Genomic DNA, 12,844 nt, shown 5'->3' on the forward strand with positions numbered 1-12,844 from the left:
AAAAACGAGACTTGGTCAATACCAAGGTCCTGGTTCCCGTTCGCGCTAGCGGGACGGAGTCCTTGGGGTTTGTGATCAAAACGGCAACCCTCACCCGCAAGGTTGATGGGTGGTACGTGACCTTGAGTTTGCAGGCTCCGTCTGTCCCTGAATTGAACCCTGACACCCCAGCGTGGGAAAACACAATTGGGATAGACCTGGGCCTTGATGATTTTTTGGTAACGGATAGCGGGGAATCGGTTAAGGTGCCCCGACATTATCGACGGACGGAGAAGAAGCTGAAGCGGTTGCAAAAGGCCATATCCAGGCAAAAGAAAAGGTCAAACCGTTACAAGAAAGCGGTGAAACGCCTGGCCAAGGTGCACCAGAAACTGGCCAACCAGCGCCGAGATTTCCACCACAAAACCGCCCACAAACTTGTGCAGACAAGGAAGCACATAGCCCATGAGGCGTTGAACATCAAAGGTCTGGCCAGGACAAGGTTGGCCAAGTCTGTCCATGATGCCGGTTGGGGTCAGTTCCTGCAAATTCTGGCAGCCAAGGCCGAGAGAGCTGGGTTGCTGACCATTGCAGTGGATCCCCGCGGCAGCAGCCAAGAGTGTTCAGGGTGCGGTCGAGATGTGCCCAAAAAGCTAGATGAGCGGTGGCATGATTGTCCGCATTGCGGGTTGAGTATTGGCCGAGACCAAAACTCGGCACTCATTATTAAATCCAGAGCGGTGGGGCGTCCCGTTCTTAAAGCTCAGGAAATGTCCTGCTATCGCGCAGGAGTCACTGTTCGCGAAGCGGGACGTAGTCCTTGAAGCCCGCACTCTATGCGTCAGCATGAGTGCGGGAGTACGTCACGTACTCCCTTTTCCCCTGTTGGGAGAGGAGAGTCCGAGCAACGTTCCAATAACGCCCAAACGGCCAGAGATCTCAGCCAAGTTCGCGCTGCCTGCGCATTCGCCACTGCTGCCAGCGTTGCCAGGCCCAGCCAATCGGCCCGCGCCGATACCAAAAGCGCTGAAAGTCTGCTTGCCCAACCCGTTGGGTGACCCGATCCAGCAGAATGGCCAGCAACAGGATCCCAAGCCCGCCGGTGGCCGCCATGCCCACGTTGAGGCCGTTGAGACCCCGCAGCACCACCAGCCCCAGCCCCGGCACCGCGATCATGGAGGTAACCACCGACATGCCCAGGGCAAAAAGCACGGTTTGGTTAACCCCGGCCAAGATGGTGGGCATGGCCAGAGGGATCTGAGTTTCCCAGAGGATCTGCTGGGGAGTAGCACCGAAGGCCAAAGCTGCCTCCACCACCTCTTCGGGCACCTGTCGGATGCCCAAGTTGGTCAGGCGAATCAGGGGCGGTAAGGCATAGATCACCGTGGCAATCACGCCGGGCGCCTCTCCGATGCCGAAGAGCATAACTACCGGCACCAGGTAAACAAACACCGGCAGGGTCTGCATCGCATCCAAGAGCGGGCGCAACAGCTTCTCAAAGGGATCCGACCAGGCACACAGCACCCCCAGCGGGATCCCGAGAAGCAGGCAGATGGCAACAGCCGTCAGCACCAAAGACAGAGACACCATCGCCGGCTGCCAAGCGCCGACAAAGCCGATGAGGCTGAGGGCCAAAAAGGCGAAGATCCCCACCTGGCGACCCGCCAGTTGCCAGGCCACCGCCGTCAGAGTTGCCAGCACCACCGTTGGAGGGGTAGCGAGAAGGAGGTGCTGCAGGCTGCGCAGCAAGCTGTTGATGGGCAACCGCAATGTCTGAAACACAGGCCGAAAGTGGGCAACCAACCATTGGACGCCGTTGCTGACCCAGCTTTCCAAGGGGATGCGCACCTGATCAAAGGGATCCAGCAGGCCACTCCAGAGCAGAGTGAGATCCGCCATTACCTGACCACCTGCCTCGCCTGCTGCAGCCAACGGTCGAAGAGCTGACGATTTGCCGCAATCCATTCCAGCGCATGACGGCGGATATCCTCAGGGGATCTCTCTCCGTCGTGAACCCGCTTTTGCTGAGCATTCACATCCTCGATGGGGATGGAAACCAGCTCCAGCCACCGCCGCGCCACTGGGTTGTCCCGCAGATAGTCTGCCCGCGCCACCACTCGAATGCGATCTACCGCAAAGCCCAAATTGCGGCCATCCACGAGGGTGTTAACCGTGCTGACATCCGCCTGCTCCGCCGGCAAGCTGGTGAAGGGCACCTCTAGCCAGGCAACATTCTCGCCGGGCTTCAGGAAAGCTCCTGCCCAATGGGGGGAATAGGCATAGGCCAAGATGGGCTCCCCCTGTTGCAGACGGGTGATCGTGTCGGCGATCAGAGCGTCATATTCCCCCTGCACAAACTGGACGGTGTCGGTTAGCTCATAAACTTTTAGGTGATGTTCGGTAACCGCCGCACAGCCCCAGCCGGGGTTGCACCCCACCAAGTCGGCCTTGCCGTTGCCATCGCTGTCGAAGAGGCGGGCAATTTGGGGATCGCGCAACTGCCCCAGATTTTGGATGCCATGGGCTTCTGCAGTCGCTTTGTCGATCAAATAACCCTGCACCGTATTGTCCACCAACACCCCTACCCGCTGCAGCCGCTCTTCACCGCCATTGTTCACAATCATCGGGTAGTTCAGGTTTTCCCAATGGGCCGTGAGAAAATCTACGTCGTTGCTGGCCAGAGCGGCATGGGCCAAAGCCACCTGAAGCTGTTGCGTGGGCTCAACCTGATAGCCCAGTTCCCGCAACCCCTCGTTGATGATCTCGGCCAAAAATAGCGAGTAAAAATTGGTCGAGGCAGCAGGCCGGATCACCTTACCCTCTGCCCCGGCTCTCCTCTGAGAAAAGACCGGCGATGAAGCTGGGGATCCCATTACAAAGGCCAACCCCAAACTCAACAGGACGGCAGAGCGGCCCAGCGAAAACAAACTCTTAACCATTGCCAAACAAGCTCCAAAGTGCAAGATGACACCGATGCGTCTTGGAATGCTTAACCCAGAGATTTCCAGTTTTTAACTGATTTTTAACCATCTCTTGACTTGCATTTTTGTTGATCGGCATCGCTGTGCTGAGCCGATCTTAACAGCTTTGCGATGCAGCCCTCAGACACGACAGGCAAGATTTGCATCAAGACTGTAAGCAGGAAGAATTTTTACTCAAAAGCTGGGTCTACAGCCCCGTCTTTTTGAGGATTGGGCCCATGTATGCAAAACAACCAAGTGGGGATCCCTCAGCAGCTTGAAGCACTGTCAAGTTGGGAAGGATTGGAAGCCGATCCATTCCCATTTGGGATGGCAGGATCCCCGGCTCTTTTCTGCGCGCCCAGAAGCGGCAACGGATGCGGGCTGGGTTGCGAGCTTGGCGTAGGGATCCCGTGGCTGTGGCAGAGCCTGGGGCAAGCTGGTATAAGATTTTCTTTCCCCGCCATCCCAGGTAGATAGCATGAAAGCACACGAGTTCTGGGCTCACACCGACAGCCAAGGTCAACTGATTTTGCCTGTGCAGGCGCAGGAACAATTGCCCAAAAATCAACTTGTGCGGGTGCTGGTGTTGGTGGATGAGGGGGAGCCGGCAGATTCTTCACAAGAGCAGCAGCCCACCGCCTCATCAGACGAGGAGCATCTTGGGTACGGAGACACCGTTCCCTACGACGGCATTTAAGTTCACCTGAGTTCACCTCAAAGCGCGCTGTCAACAGAGGGGATCTTGGCCGGACAGCCGCCAGCGGTTCAGGTGGGAGACGCACCGCGAGCGCTCCGGGCCGCTTCCCTCCCCTCCGCCCTCTCTCAGGGGGAGAAGGAAGTTAAGAGCTCCGCCCCGCCGCCGCGATCAGCTCTGCTTGCAACCGTTCCTGGGCCGCCTGCAAAGCCTCTGCCAGTTTCTCCGGTTGCTTGCCACCGGCTTGGGCCAAGTTGGGCCGTCCGCCGCCGCCCCCCCCGGTGAGTTTGGCGATCTCGCCGATGAAGGAGCCTGCCTTCAGGCCAAGTTGCTGCACCGCCGGGCTAAAGGCGGCCACTAGGCTGACCTTGCCGGCTTCCGGCACCGAGCCCAGCACCACCGCCCCTTGCCCCAGCTTGTGGAGCAGATGCTCGGCGGCGGTTTTGAGGGCCTCGGCGGGGGTGGATCCCAGTTCCGCCACCAAGATCTTGAGATCTCCGACGGCAGCCGCTGCGGACAACAAACGTTCGGCCTGCAGCAAAGCCAACTGGCTGCGCACCTCCTCCAGCTCTTTTTGGGCGGCCTTCAGCTCCGCCTGCAGGGCGGCGACCCGCTCCGGCAGTTCCTGGGGCTTGGCCTTGAAATGGGCGCTCAGCTCCCGCACCACCTTGTCCCGCTCGTTCAGGTATTCCAGCACCGCCGGCCCGGCCACAGCCTCGATGCGACGGATCCCGGCAGCCACCCCGGTCTCGGCGATGATCTTAAACAGGCCGATCTCGGCGGTGTTGTTGACATGGGTGCCACCACACAGCTCCATCGAAACGCCCGGAAAGTCGATCACCCGCACCTCGGCGCCGTATTTTTCCCCGAACATGGCCACGGCTCCTTTGGCTTTGGCCTCCGTTAAGGGCATGATGGCCACCTGAGCCGCATGGGCCTCGGCAATCCAGGTGTTCACCAAGTTTTCAACCTGTTCCAGCTCCGCGGGGGTGACGGGTCGGGAGAGGGTGAAATCAAAGCGCAGCCGGTCAAAGGCCACCAGGGATCCCGCCTGGCTGATGGAGGGATCGACAATTTTTTTCAGGGCTGCCTGCAGCAGGTGGGTGGCGGTGTGGTGGGCCTGGGCGCGCCGCCGACAGGCCAAGTCGATCTGAGCTTGCACCGGATCCCCCACCCGCAGGATCCCGCGTTCTACCCGGCCAAAGTGAACAAACAGATCCCCTTGCTTTTGCACATCTTCCACGCGCACCAGCAAGCCGTCGCCGGAGAGGTAGCCACGGTCGCCGATTTGCCCGCCAGATTCGGCATAGAAAGGGGTGCGATCCAAGACAATCTGCACCGCTTGCCCTGCCTCAACTTGGGGCACCGATTTTCCTTCCACCAACAGGGCCTCGACCACGCCGCGGGCAGAAGATTGGCTGTAGCCCAAAAACTCTGTTTGGCTGAGAAAATCGGCCAGCTCGTCCAGGGATCCCTGGGCCGTCAGGTCGATGGTCTGGTGGGCGGCGCGGGCCCGCTGCCGCTGTTTCTCCATCTCTTGCTCAAAGCCCTCTAGATCCACGCTGAAGCCGCGTTCCTGGGCAATTTCTTGGGTCAGCTCCAGCGGGAAGCCGTAGGTATCGAAGAGCTTGAAAGCGTCGGCACCGGAGATCTGCTTTGGCGAGCCGCCGTTGCCAGGGGAAGATTCGACGGCAGCAAACAGATCCAGCAGCAGCCGTTCCCCCCGCTCCAGGGTCTTGAGAAATTGCTCCTCTTCCCGCTGCAGCTCGGTTTTGATCAGGGTTTCTCGCTCCCGCACCTGAGGATAGGCAGCCTCGGCCAACTGAATCGCGGTCTCTACCACCGGAATGGTAAAAGGCTCGCCGATCCCCAAGAGCCGCCCGTGGCGCACCATCCGCCGGATCAGCCGCCGCAGCACATAGCCCCGATCCACATTGGAAGGAAGCACCCCATCGGCAATCAAATGCATCACCGCCCGCGCGTGATCCCCGATCACCTTCAGGGAGATCTGCTGCTCCGGGTCGGCCTTGGCGTAGTTCAGCCCGGCGATCCCAGCCGCCGTTTGAATGATGGGAAAGATCAAGTCGGTCTCGTAGTTGTTGGGCACCCCCTGCAACACCTGGGCCAGCCGCTCCAACCCCAGGCCGGTGTCGATGTTTTGCTTGGCCAGCGGCATCAAGTGACCCTCGCTATCCCGGTTCAGCTCCATGAACACCAGGTTGTAGATCTCCAGGAAGCGGGAGTCATCCTCCAAATCGATCCGCTCATCCCCCAGCTCCGGCTTGAAGTCGTAGTAGATCTCAGAACAAGGGCCGCAAGGGCCGGTGGGGCCGGCAGCCCAGAAATTGTCCGCCTCTCCCAGGCGCTGGATGCGGTGGGCCGGGATCCCTACTTCATCTCGCCAGAGGGCAAAAGCCTCTTCATCTTCGTGAAAGACGCTCACCACCAGCCGTTCCGGCGGCAGGCCGAACACCTCCGTCACCAGCTCCCAGGCCCAGACAATGGCCTCTTTTTTGAAGTAGTCGCCGAAGCTGAAGTTGCCCAGCATCTCGAAGAAGGTGTGGTGGCGTGCCGTTCGCCCCACATTCTCGATGTCGTTGGTGCGCACACATTTTTGGGCGGTTGTAACCCGCGGGTACTCTGGATCCCGATGTCCCAAAAAGATCGGCTTAAAGGGCAACATGCCGGCAATGGTCAGCAGCACCGTCGGATCTTCCGGCACCAGGGAAGCGCTGGGCAACACCTGATGGCCCCGCTGGGCGTAGAAGTCCAGAAACGTTTGCCGAATGGCAGCACCGGAAAGAGCTGGAAACATGACAGGGCAAGATGGGTGTATTTATCAATTCTAAGTTTTCTGCCTGCGGGGCAGTCTAGCCCTTGTTGTCTTGACCTTGTTTCCCCCGCCCTCATCCGCGGAAAACTAAGCGATTTCTCCGATTATCCCCAGGGGGGGCAGACGCTAGAATCAGCCTAGCTGAGGCAGTTGTGCAAAATTTGTTTCTCCTTGGTCTAACCTGTATGTATCTATCACAACTGGCCTGTCCAGTTCTCGGCTCTGTGTCGGTTGTCCGGATCGCCAGCCGGTAACCCCAAAGGTATGTCCAACTGCTACTGCCTTAACCCTGCCTGCTTGCAACCGGAAAACCCGGCCGACGCCTCCACCTGTGCCGCCTGTGGCCATCCCCTTCTGCTGCGCAACCGCTACCGGGCCTTCAAGCGCATCGGCCAGGGGGGATTTGGCGCTACTTTCTTGGCCCGCGATGAGGACATGCCTTCCAAACCTTGGCGGGTGATCAAGCAGTTGCGCCCGGTCGAGGGATCCCCGCAACTGGCCAAGTTGGCGGAGGAGCTGTTCAATCGCGAGGCCCAAGTGTTGGAGCGCCTCGGCGAACATTCCCAGATCCCCAAGCTCTACGCCCACTTCCAGGAAGGTGGCAAGTTCTACCTGGTGCAGGAATTTATCCAGGGCATTACCCTCTCGCAGGAAATGCGTCGCCATGGGCCCTTTTCGGAAGCACAGGCCCGGCAGGTGATGCAGGAGGTGCTGCTGATCCTCAGCTATGTCCACAGCCACAACACCGTTCACCGCGACATTAAGCCAGCCAACCTCATTCGCCGCAAGGAGGATCAGCGGCTGGTGTTGATCGACTTTGGAGCTGTGAAGGAGCTGGGGCCAGCCCAGGAGCAGACGGCGGAGGTGACTGCGATCCGCTCCCTTGGCTTTTCTCCCCCAGAGCAAGTGGCCGGCCAGGCGGTCGGTCCCTCCAGCGATCTCTACGCTCTGGCGGCTACCTGTATCAACCTGATGACGTTGCAATCTCCGGCCAGGTTTTATAACCATGAGACGGGGGAGTGGGATTGGTCGGATTGCCTACAGCTCAGCCCCGAATTCGACGCCATTTTGCACCGCATGTTGCAGCCGGCCATCAACCAGCGCTTTGCCACCGCTACCGAGGTTTTGCGGGCGTTGCAAGGGATCCCGGTGGAGAAGGTAGGCGGCCCCATCTCCCAGCCCATTGTGCTGTCCGACTCTCCCCTGTCTCCAGGCTCCTCGGTGATCTCCGGCTATTGGGCCAAGCACCGCTCCGGCGGTTTCTCGCCCACTCCTCTCCCTCAGTCCAGCGCGGGGGGAATGACGGGCGGCAGCCCGGTAGCCATCCCCTCTGAGTGGGGGAGCAGCACCGGTTTCGCCCAAGTGAGCCGAGCCAGCAGCATCACCAGCGGCGGGCGGATCAAGCCGGCCACTCCACCGCGGATCCCTTCCATGGCGGGGGCCGATCTGCGGGGAAAGTCCTTTGCCAACCAAAACTTAGCCGGTTACGATTTGCGCCAGGCTGATCTGCGTGGAGCCGATTTCTCAGGGGCCAACTTGCAGGGGGCGGATCTGCGCGGCATCCTCTTCAACACCCCTCAACCCTATTGGCTGCAGGTTTTGGGTCGACTGTCTGGATCGGCCAAGACGTTGGGAGGGATCCTGGCGGGCTTAGGGGGGCTGCTGGGCTCGGGTATCCTGGCCTTTTTGCTGGTCCGCCTGACCACGGGTGATTTGGTTTATGCGTTGGGAGCGGCTGGGATCGCTTTTTTGGTGGCCAGCTCGGTGCTCTGGTCTGTGACCGGTAGGGTTCGTTTGGCTCGCCATCCAGAAGACCAGAGCAAGCGCTTTACCAACTTTTGCAAAGCCGATCTGCGGGGGGCACGGATGGACGAGAAGCTGCGGAAGTTTGCCCGCCGACAGGGGGCCATCTTGAGTTGACAGGGGGTGGCAGAGCGGGGATCCGGCTTTGTGATAAGTGTCATCAAGCCGGGGAGGCCCCTCTGCGAAGGGATTGGTTGACCTGTTCTGTCAGAGCTCGGCAGGCCACGGTTTTGCCCTGCTGCCGATTCCCAACTTGGTCGTAAAAGACAATGCCATCAGCCCGGGAAAAGCCCAACGCCAAGAACAACAGCTCCAAAACCCCAAAAGACACAGTCTCCAACTCCGGCGCTCGCTCCCTCAGCTCCGCCAGGGTGGCCTGGGCGTCTTCCAGGTGGCCGAAAGCCGGGATCCACACATGGCTGACCGGTTCGCCTCCCGGCGAGGACTCTGTCTGGTCGGGCTTTTCTACCACCCGCACCGTCAGCCAGCCGCCATCGGGATAGCGCAAGGTGGTGTATTGCAGGTGATCCAGATGTTGGGCCACCTGGGTGAGCACATCCGCCACCTGTTGCATCACCGCTGCTGGGATCCCATTTTGCGGAGCGCTATCCACAAGGGCTGCGGCCTGCCCTGCCAGACTCACCACCATGATTGACAACAATCCTCATCCAGATTCAAAATAGATATTCGCAGCGATTGGGGCTGTAGTTCAATTGGTTAGAGCACCGCCCTGTCACGGCGGAAGTTGCGGGTTCGAGCCCCGTCAGCCCCGTACTCCTGAACACACTCTAACCTAGGAAGTTTCCTGCAGTCTCGTTATGGCCACGCAGCGCTGACCGCTCCCAGGCTCTTTTCCCTCGCTCGTAGGAGGGTGGCTGCATTCCCCCAAAGACCGGAAGCAGCGCTGAGAGGATGTTTTCCTTTGGAATGACCATGGGCAGGGCGTGTTGCAAACGGCATCGGCAATGTAGATAGGGCCATCGTAGGTTTGAATTGTGTCTGCGAGGAGCCGGTTCCCTTCCCGTTAGCGGGCCGTAGGCCCTAAACGTTGCAGGATGCAGCTAAGACCAGATCTGGCGGATGGGCAAGGTAAAGCCGGGTAGCACCTCTTCCCCTGAGAGAGTTTGCGGGTCTTCCAGCAATTCCGGCGCCTTCCCTGCCCGGTAGATCATCGCCCGCTTGCCCTTGGGATCCAGCAGCCATCCCAGCCGGCAGCCGTTGTCCATGTACTCCTGCATCTTGGCCTGGGTTTGAGTCCAAGAGTCGGTGGGCGAGAGGATCTCCACCACAAAATCGGGGCACAAGGGCAGAAAGCCCTGACGGGCTTCCGGATCCAAAGCTTCCCACTTCTCAATCGGGATCCAGGCTAAATCGGGAGAGCGGTCGCTGCCCGAAGGCAGAGAAAAGCCGGTGGAGGAATCAAATGTTTTGCCCCGGCCCGATTGCCGATTCCAAAGAGTTAGATCTGTGGTGATCTCGGCGCTCCAGTGGCCCGTTTCTCCCCCGGTTGGAGACATGATGACCAGCTCTCCTTGGGCAGTGCGTTCCAACTTCAGCTCAGGATTAGCGGCACAAAGCCGGATAAAATTCGCCCGCGTCAGGGTTATCAAAGGGCTTAAATTGAGCGTCAAAGTCGTCATGGCAGGAATTGGGCGTTTATTTGTCTATTGTCTATAAATTGCAGGGCGTTTTGCCTTGGAGACCGACAGGCGAGCTAGCGACCGGCCCTTTGTTCGCCAGCAAATTGGAGTAGACTGCTGCCGAGCAGGGGATCCTGAATCAAAAATTAAGCGACGACTTTTTTGAATCTTCGCCCCACGGGATCCCTGCCGCCACAGTTTCGGACTCACCTGGAGCCGAACTACCGCACCTCAGACCCGATGTACAAGCTCAACTTGGCCCTAGAAGAATTGCACCGCTACACCGCGGCCCCTGCTGAAGTGCCCCTAGAAGTGGTCGGTTCTGCCACGACTGCACAAGAATGAGAGCACCTCACCCATCAAACTGTTTATTGCTTGGTACTTTTCGGGTGGAGCTGCAAGAATGGCTGCCTCAGATTGCACATATGTAGATGGCAACAGTTCGTCGCGGCAGTGGGAGACAAGCTCTTGCGCCGCTTCTGGCGTGGTTTCCAAGTGAAACTGGAGGCCGATCACTGAGCGCCCAAGCTGAAAGGCCTGGTTCTCACAGCCTTCGCTCTTGGCAAGGTGAATTGCACCGGGTGGCAGCTCAAAAGTTTCCCCGTGCCAGTGGAAAACCTCAATTGAGGGCGAGAAGCGAAAGGTTAGCTCATCAGGGGGCTGTACCCCTTGTACCGGCCACCAACCTATTTCCTTAACGGGATTTGGAAACACTCGGCTACCCATTGCGCTGGCAATCAGTTGTGCCCCCAGACAGATGCCCAAAACCGACTTGCCGGCCTCAATGGCATTGCGGATAAACCCCTTCTCCTGCACTAGCCAAGGAAACGCCCTTTCATCATTGGCGCTCATAGGGCCGCCCATGACGATGAGCATGTCAAATTCATCCAGGCTAGGCAATCTCGTCGATTCAAAAAACTTTGTGCCCGTTACCGGATATCCCTTGGCTTTGAGCCAGGACTCTATGTAGCCGAGACCCTCAAACGGCACATGTTGTAAGTAATAGGCACGCATACTGATTTCAATGACTAACACCGCAGTCCAGCATAGCTCCTGGGATTCCCTTGCTGGCAGTGCTTCCGGGATTAGAAGGTCAAGTTTCCCAAGGCTGAAGTTCTTCTCGATCTGCCGATTGCGTCATGCTTGGGGATCTCTAAGCTGTCACTGCTTCCGGTTTTATCTCTACTAGGAGTAAAGAGTAGACGAGATGGGATCCCTTCTCATCACTCACAAGCTGTTAGGGCTGGCAACATAACGGTATGCCGCTCTCTTCTTGCTCGCGCTGTACAGCCGGTCAGCGAGCTCCGCAATCTCCAAATGTAACGCAAGCCGTTCTAGCCAGGCGACAGGAATTCCTTGTACACCATAGTACGCTCCTGCCACTTGCCCACATACCGCAGCGGTTGTGTCGGCATCGTCGCCTAGATTTGCCGCCATGAGAACCGCTTCCTCAAAACTGTGGGAACGAACGAAACACCACATCGCCGCTTCCAGACTGTCCACCACATACCCGGAGCCGCGTATCTCATCTTCCGGCTTTTGACAGTAGGCTCCACGGGCAATCGCAACGATCTTCTCGGCCCCCACGAATGTCTGGCTGTCACCCAGAGCAACCTCATCCTTTGAGCTACCAGATAACGCCCGACAAATGATCCGCGCCAAAAGACGACAAGCGTCTAGGCATTCCGCCGCACCGTGAGTAACTCGGGAACTCTCCGCTGCAAATCGTTCTGCTGCTTGCAGGTCCGGGAAGAAGAACATAGGAATCGGCGCTAACCGCATTATGCATCCATTGCCGGCTAAGCGCGGATCGCTTGACCCGGCAAAGGGGTTTCCTGTCTGGCGAAACCTGCGCAATGCAGAGGTGGTCGTAGAACCTATGTCGAAGCATGTCCCAGTACTGCTCAAGTAACCCGTCTCGGCCCACTTGCAATAACGCCTCATTTGATCATGAGCGTCGAACCCGTTGCACTCAACAAGGCTGGTTGCCAGGCAAAGCGCCATCGAAGTATCATCAGTCCACTGGCCTGCACGGAGATGGAATGGACCTCCGCCGACCATATCCGTCAGCGGTGTAAAGCTTCCCCGTGGGCGAAACTCAACGGTAGTGCCGATAGCATCCCCAACGGCAAGACCGAGAAGACACCCGCGGAAACGGTCTTGTTGCTGCATCTGTGTTCTCCCAAGTGGGGTAACGTTTGAGCTCAGTCCGCGGCCCGTCAGGGCCGTCGCGCCTGCAGCGATGAGTTAGGAGTACTCAATATCTATTAAAACCTTTCCTTTACTACCAGCACCAACATTCACTTTTACCCCCTCAATGGGGACATCTAGATGGAAGCCTGCCTGCTCATCCATCATAATTTTCATCCGCTTTGCCCCGTGTTCTTTGCCTGCCTTGATTAAGTCAACGGCTACCTTCGATTGCTTCTCTACGGCTTTCCCAGGTTCTAGAAAATCAAAGACCTTATCAGCGATCCAAAAGAACGGAGCATAAATTTGGCCAAGAACAGGAATTTCACGGAGATCTTTGATTGCGCTCCGAAAGCCATCTCTTGTTGTCAGGTCATAGTTGCTTTTCATAATTGGCACCTTGTCGGAAGGACTCCTAACAGTTGAACTCACCCGCCGTCAATGACTTAGAGTGCTGAAGATAGCCTAGCATCCAGTCGGGTGCAGTGATTTGTTATATTATGTAAATTTTTCGCTATTCGCCTCTACTACCCACCAACCCCAGCGCCCCCTCACCAACAACCTTTGGAGCAGGTCAGTGATGCTCTCCGAGTCAAGCACTACTCCTACCAGACTGAGAAATTTTATCTTCTCCGGATCCGTCGATATATCTTGTTTCACAACAAGCGACACCCCAAGGAGATGGGTGGCGAGCAGATCAATGCCTTCTTAACCCACTTAGCGGTGGAGGAGAGGGTGGCGG

The 12,844-nt window shown here is 58.1% G+C and carries 13 protein-coding genes and 1 tRNA gene; 6 read left to right on the forward strand and 8 right to left on the reverse strand.

The window, feature by feature from the left end:
- The coding region (locus tag NW853_RS11385) for an RNA-guided endonuclease InsQ/TnpB family protein (RefSeq protein ID WP_414349063.1) at nt 1-803 on the forward strand (803 nt) is incomplete at its 5' end.
- A gap of 115 nt (nt 804-918) precedes the next feature.
- On the opposite strand, the gene NW853_RS11390 is transcribed toward NW853_RS11385, so the two are convergent.
- A complete protein-coding gene (locus tag NW853_RS11390) occupies nt 919-1,878 on the reverse strand; it encodes an ABC transporter permease (RefSeq protein WP_414335065.1) in 960 nt (319 codons plus the stop codon).
- Nucleotides 1,878-2,918: a glycine betaine/L-proline ABC transporter substrate-binding protein ProX gene (gene proX / locus NW853_RS11395; RefSeq protein WP_414349064.1), complete on the reverse strand. Its 1,041-nt coding sequence runs from the start codon at nt 2,916-2,918 to the stop codon at nt 1,878-1,880. The genes NW853_RS11390 and proX overlap by 1 nt, the downstream gene beginning before the upstream one ends.
- Nucleotides 2,919-3,420: 502 nt before the next feature.
- On the opposite strand from proX, the gene NW853_RS11400 reads away from it, so the two are divergent.
- Complete coding sequence (locus NW853_RS11400; RefSeq protein WP_414349065.1) at nt 3,421-3,639, forward strand: hypothetical protein; 219 nt, start codon at nt 3,421-3,423, stop codon at nt 3,637-3,639.
- 142 nt (nt 3,640-3,781) lie between these two features.
- Here NW853_RS11400 and alaS read toward each other — a convergent pair whose 3' ends face one another.
- The gene (alaS, locus tag NW853_RS11405; RefSeq protein WP_414349066.1) at nt 3,782-6,451 is read right to left on the reverse strand and encodes an alanine--tRNA ligase; all 2,670 of its coding nucleotides are present in this window, start codon (nt 6,449-6,451) and stop codon (nt 3,782-3,784) included.
- A 282-nt stretch (nt 6,452-6,733) separates the two neighbouring features.
- Here alaS and NW853_RS11410 point away from each other — a divergent pair, with 282 nt between their 5' ends.
- Nucleotides 6,734-8,389 carry a protein kinase domain-containing protein gene (locus NW853_RS11410; protein WP_414334317.1) on the forward strand — a complete coding sequence of 552 codons (1,656 nt, stop codon included), beginning with the start codon at nt 6,734-6,736 and terminating at the stop codon, nt 8,387-8,389.
- Between the two features lie 43 nt (nt 8,390-8,432).
- On the opposite strand, the gene NW853_RS11415 is transcribed toward NW853_RS11410, so the two are convergent.
- Nucleotides 8,433-8,921, reverse strand: coding sequence for a hypothetical protein (locus NW853_RS11415; RefSeq protein ID WP_414334319.1), 489 nt, complete (start codon nt 8,919-8,921; stop codon nt 8,433-8,435).
- Nucleotides 8,922-8,970: 49 nt separating this feature from the next.
- Between NW853_RS11415 and NW853_RS11420 the strand changes: the two genes are divergently transcribed.
- A tRNA-Asp gene (locus NW853_RS11420) sits at nt 8,971-9,044 on the forward strand.
- 289 nt (nt 9,045-9,333) lie between these two features.
- On the opposite strand, the gene NW853_RS11425 is transcribed toward NW853_RS11420, so the two are convergent.
- Complete coding sequence (locus NW853_RS11425) at nt 9,334-9,912, reverse strand: Uma2 family endonuclease (RefSeq protein WP_414334321.1); 579 nt, start codon at nt 9,910-9,912, stop codon at nt 9,334-9,336.
- A 162-nt stretch (nt 9,913-10,074) separates the two neighbouring features.
- Between NW853_RS11425 and NW853_RS11430 the strand changes: the two genes are divergently transcribed.
- Nucleotides 10,075-10,257: a hypothetical protein gene (locus tag NW853_RS11430; protein ID WP_414334323.1), complete on the forward strand. Its 183-nt coding sequence runs from the start codon at nt 10,075-10,077 to the stop codon at nt 10,255-10,257.
- On the opposite strand, the gene NW853_RS11435 is transcribed toward NW853_RS11430, so the two are convergent.
- From NW853_RS11435 to NW853_RS11445, 3 genes are all read right to left on the reverse strand, one after another.
- Nucleotides 10,219-10,947: a type 1 glutamine amidotransferase gene (locus NW853_RS11435; protein WP_414349067.1), complete on the reverse strand. Its 729-nt coding sequence runs from the start codon at nt 10,945-10,947 to the stop codon at nt 10,219-10,221. The two genes, NW853_RS11430 and NW853_RS11435, sit on opposite strands and share 39 nt — an antisense overlap.
- A gap of 192 nt (nt 10,948-11,139) precedes the next feature.
- The gene (locus NW853_RS11440; protein ID WP_414349068.1) at nt 11,140-12,084 is read right to left on the reverse strand and encodes an ADP-ribosylglycohydrolase family protein; all 945 of its coding nucleotides are present in this window, start codon (nt 12,082-12,084) and stop codon (nt 11,140-11,142) included.
- A 75-nt stretch (nt 12,085-12,159) separates the two neighbouring features.
- Nucleotides 12,160-12,492: a hypothetical protein gene (locus tag NW853_RS11445; RefSeq protein WP_414349069.1), complete on the reverse strand. Its 333-nt coding sequence runs from the start codon at nt 12,490-12,492 to the stop codon at nt 12,160-12,162.
- A gap of 174 nt (nt 12,493-12,666) precedes the next feature.
- Here NW853_RS11445 and NW853_RS11450 point away from each other — a divergent pair.
- Nucleotides 12,667-12,844: phage integrase N-terminal SAM-like domain-containing protein (locus tag NW853_RS11450; protein WP_414349070.1), on the forward strand; the 178-nt coding region annotated here is incomplete at its 3' end.

Origin of the sequence: Synechococcus sp. H55.11 (assembly GCF_047462475.1) — a bacterium.
In the GTDB taxonomy this organism is placed as follows: Bacteria; Cyanobacteriota; Cyanobacteriia; order Thermostichales; family Thermostichaceae; genus Thermostichus.